This window comes from Blastococcus sp. KM273128 (assembly GCF_021698975.1).
GTDB lineage: Bacteria > Actinomycetota > Actinomycetes > Mycobacteriales > Geodermatophilaceae > Blastococcus.
Genome location: NZ_SSXA01000022.1, coordinates 1 through 19,058 on the forward strand (window position 1 = coordinate 1; position 19,058 = coordinate 19,058).

Annotated in this window: 12 protein-coding genes and 1 tRNA gene; 1 reads left to right on the forward strand and 12 read right to left on the reverse strand. The window is 75.1% G+C overall.

Going from position 1 to position 19,058, the window contains the following annotated elements:
* Positions 1-517 precede the first annotated feature (517 nt).
* The gene (locus E9529_RS08630; RefSeq protein WP_236830742.1) at positions 518-1,369 is read right to left on the reverse strand and encodes a Bax inhibitor-1/YccA family protein; all 852 of its coding nucleotides are present in this window, start codon (positions 1,367-1,369) and stop codon (positions 518-520) included.
* 268 nt (positions 1,370-1,637) lie between these two features.
* Between E9529_RS08630 and E9529_RS08635 the strand changes: the two genes are divergently transcribed.
* Positions 1,638-2,867, forward strand: a complete 1,230-nt coding sequence (locus tag E9529_RS08635; protein ID WP_236830743.1) for a MalY/PatB family protein — start codon at positions 1,638-1,640, stop codon at positions 2,865-2,867.
* Positions 2,868-2,878: 11 nt separating this feature from the next.
* Here E9529_RS08635 and E9529_RS08640 read toward each other — a convergent pair.
* The 11 genes from E9529_RS08640 to E9529_RS08690 form a co-directional block, all read right to left on the reverse strand.
* Positions 2,879-2,952: transfer RNA gene (locus E9529_RS08640), tRNA-Leu, on the reverse strand.
* 42 nt (positions 2,953-2,994) lie between these two features.
* The gene (locus E9529_RS08645) at positions 2,995-3,756 is read right to left on the reverse strand and encodes a uracil-DNA glycosylase (RefSeq protein WP_236830744.1); all 762 of its coding nucleotides are present in this window, start codon (positions 3,754-3,756) and stop codon (positions 2,995-2,997) included.
* 62 nt (positions 3,757-3,818) lie between these two features.
* Positions 3,819-4,766 carry a Ppx/GppA phosphatase family protein gene (locus E9529_RS08650; RefSeq protein WP_236830745.1) on the reverse strand — a complete coding sequence of 316 codons (948 nt, stop codon included), beginning with the start codon at positions 4,764-4,766 and terminating at the stop codon, positions 3,819-3,821.
* Positions 4,763-5,263 (reverse strand): DUF501 domain-containing protein, encoded by a 501-nt coding sequence (locus tag E9529_RS08655; RefSeq protein WP_236830746.1) that lies wholly within the window; start codon positions 5,261-5,263, stop codon positions 4,763-4,765. Before E9529_RS08655 ends, E9529_RS08650 begins: the two co-directional genes overlap by 4 nt.
* Positions 5,260-5,838, reverse strand: a complete 579-nt coding sequence (locus E9529_RS08660; protein WP_236830747.1) for a septum formation initiator family protein — start codon at positions 5,836-5,838, stop codon at positions 5,260-5,262. Before E9529_RS08660 ends, E9529_RS08655 begins: the two co-directional genes overlap by 4 nt.
* A gap of 10 nt (positions 5,839-5,848) precedes the next feature.
* Positions 5,849-7,126 (reverse strand): phosphopyruvate hydratase, encoded by a 1,278-nt coding sequence (eno, locus tag E9529_RS08665; protein WP_236830748.1) that lies wholly within the window; start codon positions 7,124-7,126, stop codon positions 5,849-5,851.
* Positions 7,127-7,187: 61 nt separating this feature from the next.
* Positions 7,188-8,465, reverse strand: coding sequence for a mechanosensitive ion channel family protein (locus E9529_RS08670; RefSeq protein WP_236830749.1), 1,278 nt, complete (start codon positions 8,463-8,465; stop codon positions 7,188-7,190).
* A 133-nt stretch (positions 8,466-8,598) separates the two neighbouring features.
* Positions 8,599-9,531: a MazG family protein gene (locus tag E9529_RS08675; protein ID WP_236830750.1), complete on the reverse strand. Its 933-nt coding sequence runs from the start codon at positions 9,529-9,531 to the stop codon at positions 8,599-8,601.
* Between the two features lie 31 nt (positions 9,532-9,562).
* Positions 9,563-10,537 carry a SurA N-terminal domain-containing protein gene (locus tag E9529_RS08680; protein ID WP_236830786.1) on the reverse strand — a complete coding sequence of 325 codons (975 nt, stop codon included), beginning with the start codon at positions 10,535-10,537 and terminating at the stop codon, positions 9,563-9,565.
* 48 nt (positions 10,538-10,585) lie between these two features.
* Positions 10,586-14,119, reverse strand: a complete 3,534-nt coding sequence (gene mfd, locus E9529_RS08685) for a transcription-repair coupling factor (protein WP_236830751.1) — start codon at positions 14,117-14,119, stop codon at positions 10,586-10,588.
* A 156-nt stretch (positions 14,120-14,275) separates the two neighbouring features.
* Positions 14,276-19,024, reverse strand: coding sequence for a PKD domain-containing protein (locus E9529_RS08690; RefSeq protein ID WP_236830752.1), 4,749 nt, complete (start codon positions 19,022-19,024; stop codon positions 14,276-14,278).
* Positions 19,025-19,058 lie beyond the last annotated feature (34 nt).

The following is a 19,058-nucleotide window of genomic DNA, read 5'->3' on the forward strand; positions in this document are numbered from 1 at the left end:
CAACACCTCGTCCCTCCCCGGCTCGGCTCGAGCCAGGGTCTCGGGAGGGGGTCAGATTTCGAGCGTCGCGAGGGGGTCAGTTTTCAGGCGTCGTCGACATGGCCGACCCTCGGCGATGGTCGCTGCGAGCCGGCGTCATCGGCGCAGCTCACCGTGGATCGTCCGGTTGAAGCAGGCCTTGTCGGCCAACACCCGATGCGACCGAGTCGGTGGCTGATGGAGCCACCTGCCGCCTCTTCATTAGCGGGTCGAAGACCGCAAGTTGTGTCGCTGCTCGGCGGTGGTCGCCTGTACCAGCGGTCGGCAGCCGCTATCGGCGCGCAGGTGGATCTTCGCGGTCAGCTCGCCGCGAGAGCGGCCGAGCTTGTCCCCGCCCGGCGCCGGGCGGCCGTCGCGGTCAGGTGCTCTCGCTTCCCGCCCTTTCGGCGGTATGGCCTGTCCCGTAACCGGATGCTGCAAATAACAGTGGCCCGGTTCCCTTACGGGAACCGGGCCACTGCCGCCTCGCGTCGACGCCCTACTCGTCCTGGAAGTAGGAGAGCAGGCGCAGAATCTCGATGTACAGCCAGACGACCGTGACCAGCAGGCCGAAGGCGACGTACCAGGCGAACTTCGCCGGAGCGCCGCGGCGGATGGCCTCGTCGGCCATGTCGAAGTCGAGCAGCAGCATGAAGGCCGCGATGCCGATCATCAGCAGGCTGAAGCCGATCGCGACTGCACCGCCCGACCGCAGGCCCAGCGGGTCACCGGTGGTGAAGATGCCGACGATCCAGTTGGTGACCAGCAGCACCAGCGCACCGATGAGCGCCCCGACCACCCAACGGGTGAGCTTGGGGGTCACCCGGATGGCACCGGTCTTGTAGATGACCAGCATGCCGGCGAAGACACCGAAGGTGCCGATCACCGCCTGCATCACGATGCCGGGGTAGAGGTCGTTGAACGCCTCGCTGATCGCGCCCAGGGCGACGCCGTAGAGGCCGCCGTAGGCGAGGGTCGCGACCGGGTTGGCGATCTGCTTGAACGCGATCACCAGGCCGAGCACCAGCGCGACGAGGACGGCCGGGATCGCCAGACCCCACGCCAGTTCCTGGGGCAGCACGGTCCAGGTGACGGCGGCGGAGAGGACGGTGACCAGGAAGGCCAGGCCGGTCTTCTGGACGACGTCGTCCATCGTCATGTAGCGGGTGGCCTCGCTCGTCCCGTACGGGGACGGCGCGGCGTACGGCTCCTGCTGGGGCGCGGGGGCGCCGTACTGCGGGGCCCCGTACTGGGGCGCGCCGTACTGGGGCTGGTTGCCCCAACCGGCGTACTGCTGGCCGGGGCCCGCGTTGCCGAACCCACGGCTGAACGCCGGGTTCCTACTGGCCATCGTCATCTCCTCGAGGTGACTCGTCGGTCGTGGAGCCTGATCGCGCACTCCACTCGGTCAGGTCAACGCCCGACACGCGCCTAGCGTTCCACAGCCGCGGGCAATCCGGATCACCCCCGCGGGTGCGAGCCGGATCCGATCCCGTCCCGGCCCCCGCCGGGGCGCTCGCCGGGCGGACGACGGCGGGCGTGCCCGATGCTGTCCGCACCGCGGCCGTCCGCTCCCAGCGGCACCGGCCGGCCGACCGCGCCTGAACGGAGCACCCCCCGTGGCCCCAGACGCACCCGGCGCCGAGGCGCCGCCGGGCAACCCGTTCCTGCAGGTGACCCTGCCCGAGCTGCGCCGCCGCACCAGCACCAAGTGGCGCACCCACCCGGCCGACGTGCTGCCGCTGTGGGTGGCGGAGATGGACGTCCTCCTCGCCCCGCCGGTCCGGGAGGCGCTGCACCGCGCGGTCGAGACGGGCGACACCGGCTACCCCGCGGGGCAGGAGTACCCCGAGGCGGTGGCCGCCTTCGCCGCCGACCGGTGGGGCTGGACCGGCGTCGACCCGGCCCGCACGGCGCTGGTGCCCGACGTGATGACGGGCATCGTGGAGGTGCTCCGCCTCGTCACCGGCCCCGGCGACGTCGTGGTGGTGACCCCGCCGGTGTACGCGCCGTTCTTCGCCTTCGTCGAGCACGCGGGCCGCACGGTCGCGGAGGCGCCGCTGGACGCGCGCGGCCGGCTGGACCTGGCGGCGCTGGAGGAGGCCTTCGCCGGCGCCCGCGCCCGCTGCGCCCACCCGGCGTTGTTGCTGTGCAACCCGCACAACCCGACCGGTGCGGTGCACACCCGCGCGGAGCTGGAGGCCGTTGCCGCGCTGGCCCGGCGGCACGGGGTGCGCGTCGTCTCCGACGAGATCCACGCGCCGCTCGTCCTCCCCGGCGCCCGGTTCGTGCCGTACCTCGACGTCGCCGACGACGGCTTCGCGCTGCTGTCGGCGTCGAAGGCGTGGAACCTCGCCGGGCTCAAGGCGGCCGTGGTGGTCGCCGGCCCGGAGGCGGCCGACGACCTGGCGCGGATGCCCGAGGAGGTCGGCCACGGGCCCAGCCACCTCGGCGTCCTCGCGCACACCGCGGCGTTCCGCGAGGGCGGCGGCTGGCTGGACGCGCTGCTCGCCGCCCTGGACGGGAACCGGCGGCTCGTGCAGGAGCTCGTGGCCGAGCACCTGCCGGCGGCCGGGCTGCGCGCGCCGGAGGGGACCTACCTGGCCTGGCTGGACTGCCGCCCGCTGGACCTCCCGCCGGAGGAGGCCGGGAACGGCCTCGCCGTCGTCGGCGACCTCGACGGCCCGGCCCGGTTCTTCCTCGACCACGCCCGGGTCGCCCTCAGCTCGGGGCACGTCTTCGGCACCGGGGGCGCCGGGCACGTGCGGGTCAACCTGGCCACCTCCCCCGCCGTGCTGACCGAGGCGGTGACGCGCATGGGGCGGGCGGTGGCGGCCCGGACCGGGTAGGCCGGGGGCCGTGCCCCCGGTCGGGTTCGAACCGACACTGGAACCCTTTTAAGGGGCCTGCCTCTGCCAGTTGGGCTACGGGGGCGCGGGTGGCACGGTAGCGGGCCGGGCCCGCCGCGGCCGCCGGTCAGCCGGCGGCGAGCTCGGTCGCCCGGGTCCGGACGGCGTCCAGCATCGGCTCGGTGAGCTTGCCGGTGAAGGTGTTCTGCTGGCTGACGTGGTAGCTGCCCAGGAGGGTGAGCGGGCCGCGCGGGCCGCTCAGCGCCACCTCGACGCCGTGCCCGAACACCGGCCGCGGGCGGGGCACCGCGTACCCGGCGGCGGCGAGCACCGGCCACAGCGCGGTCCAGCCGAACCCGCCCAGCACCACGACCACCCGCAGCCGCGGCAGCAGTTCGAGCTCACGGGCCAGCCAGGGCGAGCAGGTGTCCCGCTCCTCGGGGGTGGGCGCGTTGGCCGGCGGGGCGCAGCGCACCGCGGCGGCCACCCGCACGTCGGTGAGCTCCAGCCCGTCACCGATGTGCGTCGACGTCGGCTGGTTGGCCAGGCCCGCACGCCACAGGGCGGCGAAGATCCAGTCACCGCTGCGGTCGCCGGTGAACACCCGGCCGGTGCGGTTCCCGCCGTGCGCGGCCGGGGCCAGCCCGACGACGGCGATCCGCGCGTCGGCCGGACCGAGCCCAGGCACCGGCCGGCCCCAGTACTCCTGGTCGCGGAACGAGGCGCGCTTGACGCGGGCCACCTCCTCCCGCCACGCGACCAGGCGCGGGCAGGCGTAGCAGCCGGAGATGCGGTCGTCGAGGACGGACAGCTCGCGGGTGGCCCGGGCGCTGCGCACGACCCCCGCGGGGGTACGGGTGACGGGGAACCCGCCGTCCGGTGAGGTCATGGAACGGCCCCGGTGCAGGGACCCGCGGCGAGCGTGCGAGTCGTGGGGGGCACCGGGGTCCTTCAACGGGCGAGGCGCAGGGCGATGCCGTCGAGGATGTCGTGCTCGCTCACGGTGACCTCGGCCAGCGCGAACTCGTCCATGAGCACCCGCAGGATGAGCGCTCCGGCGCCGATCACGTCCACCCGCCCCGGGTGCATGACCGGTTCGGCGGCGCGGCGCTCCCGGGTGGCGGCGAGCAGCCCCGCCGAGACGCGCCGGACGTCGGCCACCGGGATGCGCGAGCCGTGGATCGCCACCGAGTCGTAGGCGGGCAGGCCCAGCGCCAGCGCGGCCACGGTGGTCACCGAGCCGGCCAGCCCCACCAGGCTCGCCGCCTTGCCCACCGGCACCTCGGCGGCGACCTGCGCCAGCACGGCGCGGATGTCCCGCTCGGTGCGCGCCACCTGCTCGGCCGTGGGCGGGTCGTCGTGCAGGTGCCGCTCGGTGAGGCGCACGCAGCCGATGTCGACCGAGCGCGCCGCCAGCACGCCGTCGTCGTCCCCGAGCACGAACTCGGTGGAGCCGCCGCCGATGTCGACGACCAGCCAGGGAGCCGCCGCCGGCGCCAGGCCGTGGAAGGCGGCCGCTGCCGCCAGCGATCCGGTCGCGCCGAGGAAGGAGAGCTCCGCCTCCTCCCGGCCGGTCACGACGTCGGCGGTGCGGCCCAGCGTCGCCTGCACCATCGACTCGAAGTCGGCGCGGTTGGCCGCGTCCCGGGTGGCGCTGGTGGCGACCATCCGGACGTCGGTGGCGCCCAGCTCCCGGGCCTGCGCGGCGTATTCGGCGAGCACCACGCGGGTGCGCTCGATCGCCTCGGGCGCCAGCCGGCCGGTGGCGTCGACGCCCTGGCCGAGCCGCACGACCTCCATCCGGCGCAGCAGGTCGGTGTGCCCGCCCTTCGGCGGGACGTCGGCGACGAGCAGGCGAATGGAGTTGGTGCCGCAATCGATGGCGGCCACCCGCGTCACGCGCCGTCCCCCGGCTGCGCGCAGGGACCCTTCGCCCACCACTCCCCCATCTCGGCGACCGCGCGGTCGCCGATCGGGTTGACGCCGGGGCCCGCGGCGAGCGCGTGGCCGGCCAGCGCGTGCAGGCACTTCACCCGGTCGGGCATGCCGCCGGCGGTGTTGCGGGTGGGCAGCACGTCCCTGGCGTCGCGCTCGGCGAGGTAGGCCTCGTGCGCTGCGCGGTAGCCGGCCGCGAGCTGGGGGTCGGTGCCCAGCTCCTCCTGCCACTCCCGCATCCGGCCGGTCGACTCCAGCCGGCTGGCGGCGGCCGAGGCCCGCGGGCAGGTCAGGTAGTACAGCGTCGGGAACGGGGTGCCGTCCTCCAGCCGCGGCGAGGTCTCGACGACGTCCGGCTGGCCGCAGGGGCACCGGTGCGCGACCCCGGCCAGCGCCCGCGGCGGGCGGCCGAGCTGCCGGGCGACGACCTCCCGGTCCTCGGGGGTCACCGGTCCGCTCATCCGGCCGCCTCCTCGTCGCCGTCGGCCTCGGCCAGCGATCGCATCAGCCCCTCGTACCAGGGCAGCGGCCCCGGGTCGACGGCGGCCGCGGCCAGCGTGCCGGCGTCGCCCTCCACCGCCTCGCCGTCGACGACGAGCACCAGCCGGTCACCGGGCAGCACGTAGGACAACCGCTCGCGCGCCTGCCGCTGCGCGTACACCGGGTCGGCCTGCAGCTCCAGCTGCCCCTGCAGCGCGGCGACCCGCTCGTCGAGCTGCCGGCCCTCCGCGGCGAGCCGGGTCAGCTCGGCCTGACCGGCCAGGTACTGCCGGATCGGCCCGGCCAGGGTGAGCGCGAGCAGCAGCACCAGCCCGACCAGCACCACGGCGCGGCCGGTGAACAGCGGCCGGCGGCGCGCCGCGGTCCCGGCGGCCGGCCGGCGCTCCGGGCGGCGGTTGGGCCGGCGCTGCGCGGGGCGGTTGGACGCCCCGGGGCGCAGCCCGGTGCGGACCGGCCGCGAGTGGTGCACGCGCGGTACCCGGCCGGTCGCCCGCCGCCCCTCGCTGCCGCCCCGCCGGCCGCGGACGCTGCTCATCGCCCCCCGCTCAGCCGTTCAGCCGCGGGAAGGCCTGGGCACCGGCGTAGCGGGCGGCGTCGTCGAGCTCCTCCTCGATGCGCAGCAGCTGGTTGTACTTGGCCACGCGCTCGCTGCGCGCCGGGGCACCGGTCTTGATCTGCCCGCAGTCGGTGGCGACGGCGAGGTCGGCGATCGTGGTGTCCTCGGTCTCGCCCGAGCGGTGGCTCATCATGCAGCGGTAGCCGCTGCGGTGCGCCAGGTTGACCGCGTCGAGGGTCTCGGTGAGCGTGCCGATCTGGTTCACCTTGACCAGCAGCGCGTTGGCCGCGCCGCGGGCGATGCCGTCGGCCAGCCGGGCCGGGTTGGTGACGAACAGGTCGTCGCCGACGAGCTGCACGCGGTCGCCGAGGGCGGCGGTCAGGGCGATCCAGCCGTCCCAGTCCTCCTCGTCGAGCGGGTCCTCGATGGAGACGATCGGGTAGGCGTCGGCCAGGCCGCGGTAGTAGTCGACGAGGTAGTCGGCCGAGCGGCTCTGGCCCTCGAAGTCGTAGCCCCCGTCGGTGTGGAACTCGGTGGCGGCGACGTCCAGCGCGAACGCGATGTCGGTGCCGACGCCGTAGCCGGCCTTCTCGACGGCCTCGGCGATGAGGTCCAGCGCGTCGCGGTTGCTCGGCAGGTCGGGGGCGAAGCCGCCCTCGTCGCCCAGCCCGGTGGAGAGGCCGCGGCCCTTCAGCACCGCCTTGAGCGCGTGGTAGGTCTCGGTGCCCATGGCCAGCGCCTCGGCGAACGTCGCCGCGCCGATGGGGGCGATCATGAACTCCTGCACGTCGACGTTGCTGTCGGCGTGGGCGCCGCCGTTGAGGATGTTCATCATCGGCACCGGCAGCAGGTGCGCCGAGGGGCCGCCGACGTAGCGGAACAGCGGGAGACCGGTGGAGTCCGCGGCGGCGCGGGCGACGGCGAGGCTGACGCCGAGGATCGCGTTGGCGCCCAGGCGCGACTTGTCGGGCGTGCCGTCGAGGTCGAGCAGGCGCTGGTCGACCAGCCGCTGCTCGGTCGCCTCGTAGCCGACCAGCTCCGGGCCGATGACGTCGAGGACGCCGTCGACGGCCTTGGTGACGCCCTTGCCGCCGTAGCGGTCACCGCCGTCGCGCAGCTCGACCGCCTCGAAGGCGCCCGTGGAGGCGCCGCTGGGCACGGCGGCCCGGGCGATCGTCCCGTCGTCGAGGGCGACCTCGACCTCGACGGTGGGGTTTCCGCGCGAGTCGAGGATCTCCCGCGCGCCTACGGCATCGATGCTCGGCACGGGGGCAGCCTAACCAGCCCGGACGCCCGGTGCGGCGCTCCCCCGGCCGCGTCCGGCCCGATCAGGGTGCGGGCCGGTGCTCCGCGGTCCCCGCGTCGGCGGCCGACCGGTCGTGGCGGGCGCGCTCGGCCTGGTCCTCCTCGCTCGGGCCGGTGAACGCCTGCGACCGGCGGCGCGCCTCCAGGCTGCCGGTGAACAGCCCCTCGTTCGTGGCCGGCGCCCGGTCGGCCGGGCGCGGCGGGCGCGGTGCGGTGCGCGGGTCGGGAGCCGGCCGCGGCCCCTTCCGGCCGGCCGTCTCGTAGCCGGGCGCCCCCTCGTTGCGGACCCGGGGCAGCGCGTGCGGCGCCTCCCGCTGCAGCCAGCCGACCAGCCCCTCCCGCACGGCGCAGCGCAGGTCCCACAGCGTGCCGGCGTCCTGCGCGCTGACCAGCACCCGCACCCGCACCAGCGAGCCGACGGCGTCGGTGACCTGCAGGACCTTGACCCGCTCGTCCCAGTTCTCGTCCCCGGTCAGCAGGCGGTCGAGCTCCTCGCGCATCCGGTCGAACGGCGTGGTCCAGTCCACGTCGAGCTCGACCGCGCCGAGGACGGCGGACTCCTTGCGGGTCCAGTTCTGGAACGGGGTCGTGGTGAAGTAGGTCGAGGGCAGCACCAGGCGCCGGTCGTCCCACAGGTGCACGACGACGTAGGTGAGGGTGATCTCCTCGATCCGCCCCCACTCCTCCTCGACGACGACGACGTCGTCCACCCGGATCGCGTCGGTGAACGCCAGCTGCAGGCCGGCGAAGACGTTGGCCAGCGAGGTCTGCGCGGCCAGGCCGGCGACGATGGAGATGACGCCGGCGCTGGCCAGGATGCTGGCCCCGGCGGCGCGGGCGCCGGGGAAGGTCAGCAGCATCGCGGCCAGGGTGAGCACGGCGACGAGGACGACGGCCAGCCGGCGCAGCAGGGAGATCTGGGTGCGCACCCGGCGGGCGTGCCGGTTGTCCGCGACGTCGACGTCGTAGCGGGCCAGCCAGACGTCGGCCGCGACGAAGACGGCCACGGCGACCAGCCAGCCGATCGTCGCGATCACCGCCAGGACGAGCACGTGGACGACGACCTCGGTCCAGTCCCCCAGGTCGTCGGCCGCCTCGAGCACGACGGTCAGCGCCACCAGCACCAGCAGCGCGCGCAGCGGGGCGCGGCCGCGGCGGGAGAGGTCGGCGGTCACCGGGGAGCCGCGGCCCACCCGGCGGACGACGACGCCGATCAGGACGCCGAGCAGCCAGGCGGCCAGGGCGGCACCGAGGAGCACCAGGGCGACCGCCCAGGGCTCCGAGGGGATCAGGCCGGACACACCCTCGACGGCCTCGTCGGGCCCGACCGGGTCGGTCGCGGGGGCGGACAGCGTGGCGGGCAGCGGACCGGCTCCTCTCCGGGATCAGCGCGGGTGGACCGGGTTCCCACGCTAGTGAGCCGCGGCGCCACCGTCAGGCCGAGGTCCCCCGGTCGGGTCGGTCCGCCGCGGCGGCGTCCAGCTCCCCGGCGTAGCGGCGCACCGCCTCCCGGAGCGCGTCCTCCACGTCCCACCCGCGGGCCTCCGCGGCGGCGACGACGGCCAGCAGCCGCTCGCCGAGCGCCTCGGGGCTCGCGTCGGCAAGCTCCGCCGGCTCCGGCGTGGGCAGCCCGGCCCGGCCGGCCCGGCGCACCAGGGCCGCACCCCACGAGGCCGCGGGCTGCGACCGGGAGACCCCCTCCGTGGGCGAGCGGCGCTGCTTCTCCGCCTTCTTGATCTCCTCCCACCCGGCTTCGACCTGAGCCACGTCACGCGGCCCGGCGTCCCCGAACACGTGCGGGTGCCGGCGGACCAGCTTGTCGACCAGGTCGCCGGCGACGTCGTCGACGTCGAAGCCGCGCGCGGCGTCCTCCTGCGCGACCCGGGCGTGGAAGACCACCTGGAGCAGCACGTCGCCGAGCTCCTCCCGCATGGCCGTGCGGTCGTCGTCGACGATCGCGTCGTAGGCCTCGTGCGCCTCCTCCAGCAGGTAGCCCCGCAGCGAGGCGTGGGTCTGCTCGGCGTCCCAGGGGCAGCCGCCGGGCGAGCGGAGCCGGTCCATGACCCGGACGACGTCGAGCAGCCGCGCACCGGGCGGCTCCGGCGCCCCGGCCACCGCGGGGACCCCGGGCAGGGCGGCGGCCTCGTCGGGCGATGCCAGGCAGACGACGTCGTCCGCCCGCGCGGTGACGGCTGCCGCGTCGGGCAGCTCCTCGACCGCGACGCCGGCGGAACGCAGCATCGCCGCCTCCGCCCCGGCACCGGGCAGCGCGACGACCGACCGGGGGCCGCTCACCGCCCGCCAGCCGTCGGCCCCCAGCAGCGCGGGGAGCCGGGGGCTGACGGTGACGAGGAGGGCGGCGGGCACCCGCCCAGTCTCCGGGAGGTGGCGCCGGGGGCTACTCGGCGGGGGTGGTCTCGTCGCCGAGGATGTCGACGACGCCGACGCCGGCCGGCAGCAGCCGCCCGTCCTCGTACACGCCGTAGCGCGGGTTGACGGTGATGTCGAGGCCGGCCCGCACCTCCTCCAGCAGCGGCTGGGCCGCCGTCTCCACCTGCTGGCCGGCCTCCTCGACCAGCTGCGGGCGGAGCTCCTCGAAGGAGGGGTAGGTCGTGCCGGCGCGGAAGGCGACGACGACGCCCCCGGACTGGGGCACCGGCACCGCGACCGCCGTTCCCGGCGCCGCGTCGGCGAGCGGGGCGGCCAGCGCACCCGGCAGCTCGCCCGGTGCCCGCCGGTCGAGCTCGGGCAGCGTGAACTGGCCGGGGAACCGCGCGGCCACCGCCGGATAGCTCGCGGGGGCGGCGGCGAGCTCGGCCACCACCGCGTCGGCCGTGGCCTGGTCGGGCACGGTGATGTAGCCGTACTCGACCTGGGCCAGCGTCTCGCGGACCTCCTCGTACCGGGCGCGCAGGGCGGCCTCGTCCAGCGGCTCCGCCCCGCCCTCGTCGGTCGCGATCTCCTGGCGCACCAGCTGCTGGCGGACGCTCTCGCGGACGTCGGCGGGGGCGATGCCCTGCTGGGCGAGCCGGGCGAACACGGTCTCCGGGTCGTCGGCGCCCAGCAGCTCCTCGATCCGGCGGGTCACCTCGGCGTCGGTCACCTGCACGTCGAAGCGCTGCGCGGCGGCGTCGTGCACCTCGGCCTCGACGAGCAGGCCGAGCACCTGGGCGGTGAGGTCCTCCCGACGCCCCTCGACGGCCGCGGCGATCCCGGGGTCCTGGAGCCGGGCGTCGACCTGGGCCTGGAGCTCGTCCACGGTGATCTGCTCGTCGCCCACGTAGGCGGCGACGTCCGGCGCCGACCGGCACCCGGTCACGACGAGGACGGCCAGGAGTGCGGCGGTGCTGGCACGAGCGGTCCGGTGCTGCATCACGCGGCGAGACTGCCACACCGGGTGTGACGCAAGCCGCAGGTCGCCCTAGGACGCGGCGGCGACCGGCTGCTCGAGGACGGCCCGCAGCGTGGCGTGCAGGTTCTCCAGCAGGGCGACGTCGCGCAGCGGGGTGCGGCGGTCAGGGCCGACCGGCACCTTGAGCGAGATCATCCGCACCGCCGCCTTGTAGGAGGCGCCGTCGGCCAGCCGGGCCAGCCGCATCTGCTTCGACTCCGGCAGGTCCACCGGGCCGACCCGGATGGTGCGGCCCTGCAGCGACACCTCGGTGATGCCCAGCGCCCGCATCGCCACCCGGAACCGGGCGACGGCCAGCAGGTTGAGCACCGGCGCCGGCGGGGCCCCGTACCGGTCGGTGAGCTCGTCGAGGACCGCCTGCGCCTGCTCCTCGTCCTGGATGGAGGCGACCTTGCGGTAGGCCTCCATGCGCAGCCGCTCGCCGGGCACGTAGTCGTGCGGCAGGTGCGCGTCGACCGGCAGGTCCACCCGGACCTCCACCGGCTCCGCGGGTGCCGCCTCACCGGTCACCTGCGCCCGGTAGTCGGCCACCGCCTCGCCGACCAGCCGCACGTAGAGGTCGAAGCCGACGCCGGCGATGTGCCCGGACTGCTCGCCGCCGAGCAGGTTGCCCGAGCCGCGGATCTCCAGGTCCTTCATCGCCACCGCCATGCCGGCCCCGAGGTCGGTGTTGTTCGCGATGGTGGTCAGCCGGTCCACCGAGGTCTCGGTGAGCGTGCGGGTGGGGTCGTAGGTGAAGTAGGCGTAGGCCCGCTCCCGCCCACGGCCGACGCGGCCGCGGATCTGGTGCAGCTGGGAGAGGCCGAAGGTGTCGGCGCGGTCGACGATCAGGGTGTTGGCGTTCGGGATGTCCAGGCCGGACTCGACGATCGTCGTCGCCACCAGGACGTCGTACTCCTTCTCCCAGAAGCCGACCATCACCCGCTCGAGCTCGGCCTCGCTCATCTGGCCGTGCCCGACGGCGACCCGGGCCTCGGGCACCAGGTGGCGGATCTTCGCCGCGGCCTTGTCGATCGACTGCACCCGGTTGTGGATCACGAACACCTGGCCGTCGCGCAGCAGCTCCCGGCGGATCGCCGCGGCCATCTGCTTGTCGTTCCACGCGCCCACGTAGGTCAGGACGGGGTGCCGCTCCTCGGGCGGGGTGAGGATCGTCGACATCTCGCGGATGCCGGTGAGGCTCATCTCCAGGGTGCGCGGGATCGGGGTGGCCGACATCGACAGCACGTCGACCGCCGTCCGCATCGTCTTCAGGTACTCCTTGTGCTCGACGCCGAAGCGCTGCTCCTCGTCGACGATGACCAGGCCGAGGTCCTTCCACCGCGTGGTCGGCTGCAGCAGCCGGTGGGTGCCGACCAGCACGTCGATCGCGCCGTCGGCGAGCTCGGCGAGGATCTGCCGGCTCTCGGCGTCGGACTGGAAGCGGGAGAGCACCCGCACCTTCACCGGGAACTGGGCGAACCGCTCGGCGAAGGTCTTGTAGTGCTGGTTGGCCAGCAGCGTCGTCGGCACCAGGACGGCGACCTGCTTGCCGTCCTGCACCGCCTTGAACGCCGCGCGCACCGCGATCTCGGTCTTCCCGTAGCCGACGTCGCCGCAGATGATCCGGTCCATCGGCACCGGGTTCTGCATGTCGGCCTTGACCTCGTCGATCGCGGCCAGCTGGTCGGGCGTCTCCTGGAACGGGAACGCGTCCTCGAGCTCGCGCTGCCAGACGGTGTCCGGGCCGTAGGCGTGCCCCTGGGTGGCCATGCGGGCGGAGTAGAGCCGGATGAGCTCGCCGGCGATCTGCTTGACCGCCTTGCGGGCCTGGCTCTTGGTCTTCTGCCAGTCCGCGCCGCCGAGCTTCGACAGCGCCGGCGACTCCCCGCCGACGTACCGGGTGAGCTGGTCGAGAGCGTCGGTGGGGACGAAGAGCCGGTCCGGCGGCTGGTTCCGCCGCGACGGCGCGTACTCGACGATCAGGTAGTCGCGCTGCCCGCCGTTGACGGTGCGGCTGATCATCTCGATGTAGCGGCCGACGCCGTGCTGCTCGTGCACCACCAGGTCGCCGGGCTGCAGCTGCACCAGGTCGACGGCGTTGCGGCGGCGGGCGGGCATCTTCACCGCGTCGCGCATCGTCGTGCCGCGCTGGCCGGTCAGGTCGTGCTCGGTGACCAGGGCGAGCCCGACGCCCGGGAAGGCGAACCCGGCCTCGAGGTTGCCCTGGGTGACGTGGGTCAGCCCGGCGTCCGGGGCGGTGGCGACGTCGGGCACCAGCCGGACGCCGAGCTCGGCCTCGGTGAGCTGGTCGGCGGCCCGCTGGGCGGGGCCGGGCCCGGCGAAGGTGACGACGACCCGCCACCCGTCGCGGGACCACGTGCGCACCTGCTCGACGGCCTTCGGCACGTCGCCGGCGAACCGCTCGACCAGGGTCGCGTCGAGGGTCACCTGGCGCTCGTCGTCGTCCGCCTGCAGCGTGAACGCCCCGGTGGTCCACCAGGGCAGGCCGCGGCCGCGGGTCGCGGCCTCCACGTCGGCGAGGTCGCGGAACGACGACGCCCCGAGGTCCAGCGGCGCCTCCCCCGCCTCCGCGGCGGTCGCCCAGGAGGCCGCGAGGAACTCCTCCGCCGTGCGCACCAGGTCCGCGGCGCGGCTGCGCACCCGCTCGGGGTCGCAGACCAGCACGTGGGTGCCGGCCGGCAGCAGCTCGGTGAGCAGCTGCAGCTGCCCGGGCACGAGCACCGGGGTCAGCGACTCCATGCCCTCGACGGCGATGCCCTCGGCCAGCTTGCCCAGGATCTCCAGCAGGCCCGGGTGCTCGACGGCGAGCGCCGCGGCGCGGGCCCGCACCTCCTCGGTGAGCAGCAGCTCGCGGCAGGGCGGTGCCCACAGCCGCTCGGGCCGCTCGTCGAGCGAGCGCTGGTCGGCCGCGGAGAAGTAGCGCAGCTCGTCGACCTCGTCGCCCCAGAACTCCACCCGCACCGGGTGCGGCTCGGTCGGCGGGAAGACGTCGAGCAGCCCGCCGCGGACGGCGAACTCGCCGCGCTTCTCGACCAGCTCGACGCGGGTGTAGGCGGCGTCGAAGAGCGCGCGGGCGACGTCGTCCAGCTCGGCGGAGCTCCCGGGCGCCAGCTCCACGGGCACCAGGTCACCGAGCCCCGGCGCCAGCGGCTGCAGCACGCTGCGCACCGGGGCGACCAGCACGTCGATCGCGCCGTTCTGGCCGGGGTGGGTGAGGTCGCGCAGGACCGCGAGCCGCCGGCCGACGGTGTCCGCGCGCGGGCTGAGCCGCTCGTGCGGCAGCGTCTCCCAGGCCGGGAAGACCTCTACCCGGCGGTCGGGCACGAAGCAGCGGAGCAGGTCGGCGGTCGCGTCGGCGTCCCGCTCGCCGGCCGTGACCACGAGCACCGGGACGCCCCCGCCGCGGGCGAGCGCGGCGGCCACCAGGGGCTGCACGGGCGGCGGCGCGGTGACCGCGAGCTCGGCGTTCCCGGCGGCGGCGACGACGCGCGCCATGCCGGGGTCGGTGAGGACGACGTCGAGCACGCCGCGCAGGGTCACGAGAGTTCCACTCCTGGGGGTTCCACCGGCCGCGCGCACACCGCCGGGTGCGATGGGGGGCCGGAGGACAAGGTTAGTCCCGGCCCGCCGGCCCCGCCGACGCGCTGCGGGCCCCCGACCGGTCCGGTCGGGGGCCCGCTGCGGTGCGCCGGCGCGTCAGGCCTGCGCGAGGACCAGCGTGATCATCGTGGCGCGGTTGCTGGGCGTGGGCACGGTGGCGGTCAGCCCGCCGACCGGCCCGGCCGCGACCGGGCCACCGCTGTCGGCCAGCAGCGTGGCGATGTCACCGCTGCCCACGCCGGCGATGTTGCTGCGCTCGGTCACGCCGGCCGTCGGCGGCGTCCACTGCCGCTCGTCGCCCTGCTTGTCCGACCACACCGACAGCACCCAGTTGCCCTCCGCGGCCGTGGCGACCGGGGTGGTGTGGGCGGTGCCCGCGCCGGCGGTCGCCGCGGTGAAGGAGCCCACGGGTCCGGCGGCCGAGGTGCCGGAGTAGGCCATCAGCTGCAGGGTCACCTTCGCCTGCCCGCTGAGCGCCACGCTCACCGCCGTCCCGGCGTCACCGGCACCGGCGACCCGGGAGAAGACCTGGGTCGTGGGGTTCTGGTCGTTGGCCGACACCCGCCCGACCTCGACCCAGCCCGCGGGGGCCGCGCCGGTCACCGTCGAGTTGGTCGAGAGCACCAGCACCATGCCGTCGCCGGCCTGCACCGACGCCGGCACCTCCAGCGCCGCGCTGGTGACCACCCGGTCGGAGGACCCCGCCGACCCGCGCAGCCCGATGCCGGCGGTCACGGGCGGCGGCGGCGCGGCCACCGTCACCGTCGATGTGGCCACCGCCGTCGCGCCGCCGTCGTCGGTGACGGTGAGGGTGACCTCGTACTCGCCCGCCGCGGCGTAGGTGTGCTCCGCCGTCGCCGTCGTCGCGACCTGCCCGTCGCCGAGGTCCCAGGCGAACCCGGTCACGGTGCCGTCGGCGTCCGTGGACCCCGTGGCGTCGAAGGTGCACGTCAGCGACGCGCAGGTGGACTCGATCGCCGCCGTCGGGGCCTCGTTCGCCGGCGGGGCGACGACGCCGCCCTCCGGGACGAGGACCACGGTGATCATCGTGGCGCGGTTGCTGGGCGTCGGCACCGTGGCGGTCAGCCCGCCGACCGGCCCGGCCGCGACCGGGCCGCCGCTGTCGGCGACCAGGGTGGCGATGTCACCGCTGCCGATGCCGGCGATGTTGCTGCGCTCGGTGACCCCGGCCGTCGGCGGCGTCCACTGCCGCTCGTCGCCCTGCTTGTCCGACCACACCGACAGCACCCAGTTGCCCTCGGCCGCCGTCGCGACCGGGGTGGTGTGGGCGGTGCCCGCACCACCGGTCGCCGCGGTGAACGAGGCCACCGGGGTGGCGGCCGTGCCCGAGTAGGCCATCAGCTGCGCGGTGACCTTCGCCTGCCCGCTGAGCGCCACCGTCACCGTCGTCCCGGCGTCACCGGCCGCCGCGACCCGGGAGAAGACCTGGGTCGTCGGGTTCAGGTCGTTGGCCGACACCCGTCCGACCTCGGTCCAGCCCGCGGGAGCGGCGCCGGTCACCGTCGAGTTCGTCGACAGCACCAGCAGCAGCCCGTCCCCGGCCCGCACCGACGCCGGCACCTCCAGCGTCGCGCTGGTGACCACCCGGTCGGCGGAGCCCGCCGACCCGCGCAGGCCGATGCCCGACGGCGGCGGAGGTGCCGCGACGGTGACCGTGGACGTCGCCACGGAGGTCGCACCGTCGTCGTCGGTGACGGTGAGGGTGACCTCGTGCTCGCCCGCCGTGGCGAAGGTGTGCTCCGCCGTCGCCGTCGTCGCGACCTGCCCGTCGCCGAAGTCCCAGGCGAACCCGGTCACGGTGCCGTCGGCGTCCGTGGACCCCGTGGCGTCGAAGGTGCACGTCAGCGAGGCGCAGGTGGACTCGATCGCCGCCGTCGGGGCCACGTTGGCCGGCGGGAGGGTGCCGTCACCGGGGGCGAGGACGACGGTCAGCATCGTGGCGCGCCCGCTCGCGACCGGGACGGTGGCGGTGAGGCCACCGACCTGGCCGGCCGGGACGGGGGCACCACCGTCGGCCACCAGGGAGGCGATGTCACCGTTGCCGACACCGGCCAGGTTGCTCCGCTCCGCGGTCGCGGACGGCGCGGTGAAGGTGCGCGCCGAGGACGAGCGGTCCGCCCACACCGAGACCACCCAGCTGCCGGCCTCGACCGCGGCCGTCGGCGTGGTGTGGGCGGTGCCCCCCACGTCCGCGGCACCGGTGAACGCGGCGACGGGGGCCCGCCAGTCGGTGCCCGAGTAGGCCGCCAGCTGCAGGGTGACCTTGGCCTGCCTGCTCAGGTCCACCGTGACCGTGGCACCGGCGTCGGCCTCCGTCGCGACCCGCGAGAACACCTGGGTGGTCATCGCGGTACCCGAGGTCTGGGTGCCCACCAGCTCGTAGCCGGCCGGCGCCTGACCGGTGGCGGTGGAGTTGGTGGTCAACGCCAGCAGCAGCGCGTCACCGGCCTGCACCGAGGCGGGCACGGTCAGGGACGCGGAGGTCACGACCCGCGCCGAGACGCCGGCGGTGTCGCGCAGCGCGATGCCCTCGCCCGTGGCGACCGGCGCGACGGTGACCGTCTGCGTCGTGCTGGCCGAGGCGCCGTCGTCGTCGGTCACCGTGAGGGTGACCGGGTAGCTGCCGGCCGTGGCGTAGGTCGTGCTCGCCATCGGCCCGGTGGCGGTGGTGCCGTTGCCGAAGTTCCACGAGTACGACGCCACGGAGCCGTCGCCGTCGGTCGACGCGGCGCCGTCCAGCGAGCAGACGAGGCCGAGGCAGTCGGCCGTGAAGGACGCGGTCGGCGCGACGTTGGGCTGCGGGCCGAGGAACATCGCGCGGGTCCGCCAGTCACGCCCGCCGCTGAGCGGGCCGGCCGCCGCGACCGTCGAGGAGCCGCTGGGCGCGCCGTTCACGAAGGCCACCGAGCGGAGCTCGCCGTTCAGCGAGTTGGCGTAGTGGAGCCGCCCACCCGACAGGAACATGCCGGCGGCGTAGTAGAAGCCGGAGCCGGCCGCCACGAAGGTGTCCTCGGAGACGATGCCGCTCTCCGGGGAGAAGTAGCGGTAGTAGAGCGTCGCCGAGCCGCTGCGCGTGTAGTAGAGCCGGCCGTCGGCGTAGAACATCCCGGTGACCGAGGAGAGCTGGCTGCCGTAGAAGCTGGGCGCCATGCCGCGGTAGTAGCTGGTGACGCCGTCCCTGGTCCCCGCCGAGATGGTGCTCCAGAACGGGTCGTTGTACGGGTCGACGACGGTGGCCTCGCCGAAGGTGACCCCGTCGAAGGTGCGCTTGTGGAGGGCGTAGGAGCCCGACGCGGTCGGGTAGCCGTAGAAGAGGGTCCCGTCGACCATGAAGGCCCCGCGGGCCCGGCTCCAGTCGGTGCCGCCCTTGTCCACGCTGCCGTCCGCGGACGGGGTCGCCGCGCCCGTGAAGTAGCGGACGCGCACGTCGTTGGCGTCGACGCGCCCCCCGGTGGAGGTACGTCCGGCGAGGACCACGTTGGCCGGGAGCTGCCCGAGCTCCTCCGCCGCCGGCGTGGTGCCACCGTCGAGGGGGAAGAACGCCAGGCGCGGCCGCAGGTACTGCCGGTTGCCGATGTACTCGGTGTCCATGCCGACGTAGAGGCCGCGGCTGGTCAGGGTCAGGGCCTCCGCCCCGACACCGCGCGGATTGCGGCCGGGGTTCCACGACAGCGGCACCCCGGTGCGGGGGTCGAGCGCCGCGATGCCCGGCCGCCCGACGGCGCCGGGACGTGCCGCGTCGTTGCCGGTCGGGTTGTTCATCCACCGCTGGTGACCGCCGACGTAGACGGCGCTGCCGCTGACCGCGACGGAGAAGAGGGTGTCGCCACCGGTGTCGGCGATCCAGCGGGGCTGCACGTCCTGGCCGGTCGCGCCGGTCTCCCACCGGGTGGCGGTGTCGCAGAGGGTCCCCGTGAAGTGGGCGCCCGTGGTGACGATGACGAAGTAGGAGCCGTCCGGCGCGAACTCCACGTCGCGGACGTAGGAGTCGAAGGCGCCCGAGTAGCAGGCGGGCTCGAACCGTCGGGTGCGCCAGTCGGCGTCCACCGTCGCCTGCGCGGCATCCAGGCGCACCACCATGGCCTGGTCGCGCGGCTGACCGTCGGCGATCCGGAAGTTGCCGATGGCGACCAGCCGGGAGCCGTCCGGCGAGATGTCGATCTTGGACACGCCGACCGAGGCCCGCGCCGTCCCGCGGGGCCAGTTGTGGTTCTCGAAGACGTCGATGCCCATGTACTCGTCGAGGGCACCGGTCGTCGGGTGCACCGTGGCGAGCCCGTTGTGGGGCACGCCGCCGACCGTCGAGAACACGCCCGCGACGTAGAGCCGGCCGCCGGCGAGCGCCAGGTCGTTGACCGCACCGTTGATGTTGCCGGCCCGGAACCCCGTCCGTTCGCCGGTGGCCAGCGAGACCTGCACGAGGTTGCGCGAGGCCGCGCCGTTGAGCGAGTTGAACGTGCCACCCAGGTAGACGGTGCCGTCCGGGCCCGCCGCGACCGCGTTGACCTGGCCGTTGGTCTTGGGGGCGAAGGCTCGGTCGATCGCACCGGTCGCGGGGTCGAAGGCGAAGACGTAGGGCTGGGCGAACTCGGCGCCGCCGTTGGTGGACGAGTCCCTGACCGCGGTGAAGGAGCCGACCACCACGATCCGGTCGCCGACCTCGGCGATGTCCAGCACCTTGTTGTCCAGCACCGCCGGGGTGCTGTCACCCGGCACCGCCGCCACGACACCGCGCTGGGCGGTGCCCACGGCCGACGCCGTCCCCGTGACGCCGACCAGCGCCACCAGGACGGCGGTCACCACCAGGCCGCAGAGCAGCCGCATCCTCGACACCATGTCCCCCCGAACCCCGTTTCCC

Coding starts and splice junctions, on each gene's coding strand:
- E9529_RS08630 (WP_236830742.1), bottom strand. CDS start 1,369: ATGGCCAGTAGGAACCCGGCGTTCAGCCGTGGGTTCGGCAACGCGGGC.
- E9529_RS08645 (WP_236830744.1), bottom strand. CDS start 3,756: ATGACCTCACCGGACGGCGGGTTCCCCGTCACCCGTACCCCCGCGGGG.
- E9529_RS08655 (WP_236830746.1), bottom strand. CDS start 5,263: ATGAGCGGACCGGTGACCCCCGAGGACCGGGAGGTCGTCGCCCGGCAG.
- E9529_RS08660 (WP_236830747.1), bottom strand. CDS start 5,838: ATGAGCAGCGTCCGCGGCCGGCGGGGCGGCAGCGAGGGGCGGCGGGCG.
- E9529_RS08680 (WP_236830786.1), bottom strand. CDS start 10,537: ATGCAGCACCGGACCGCTCGTGCCAGCACCGCCGCACTCCTGGCCGTC.
- E9529_RS08690 (WP_236830752.1), bottom strand. CDS start 19,024: ATGCGGCTGCTCTGCGGCCTGGTGGTGACCGCCGTCCTGGTGGCGCTG.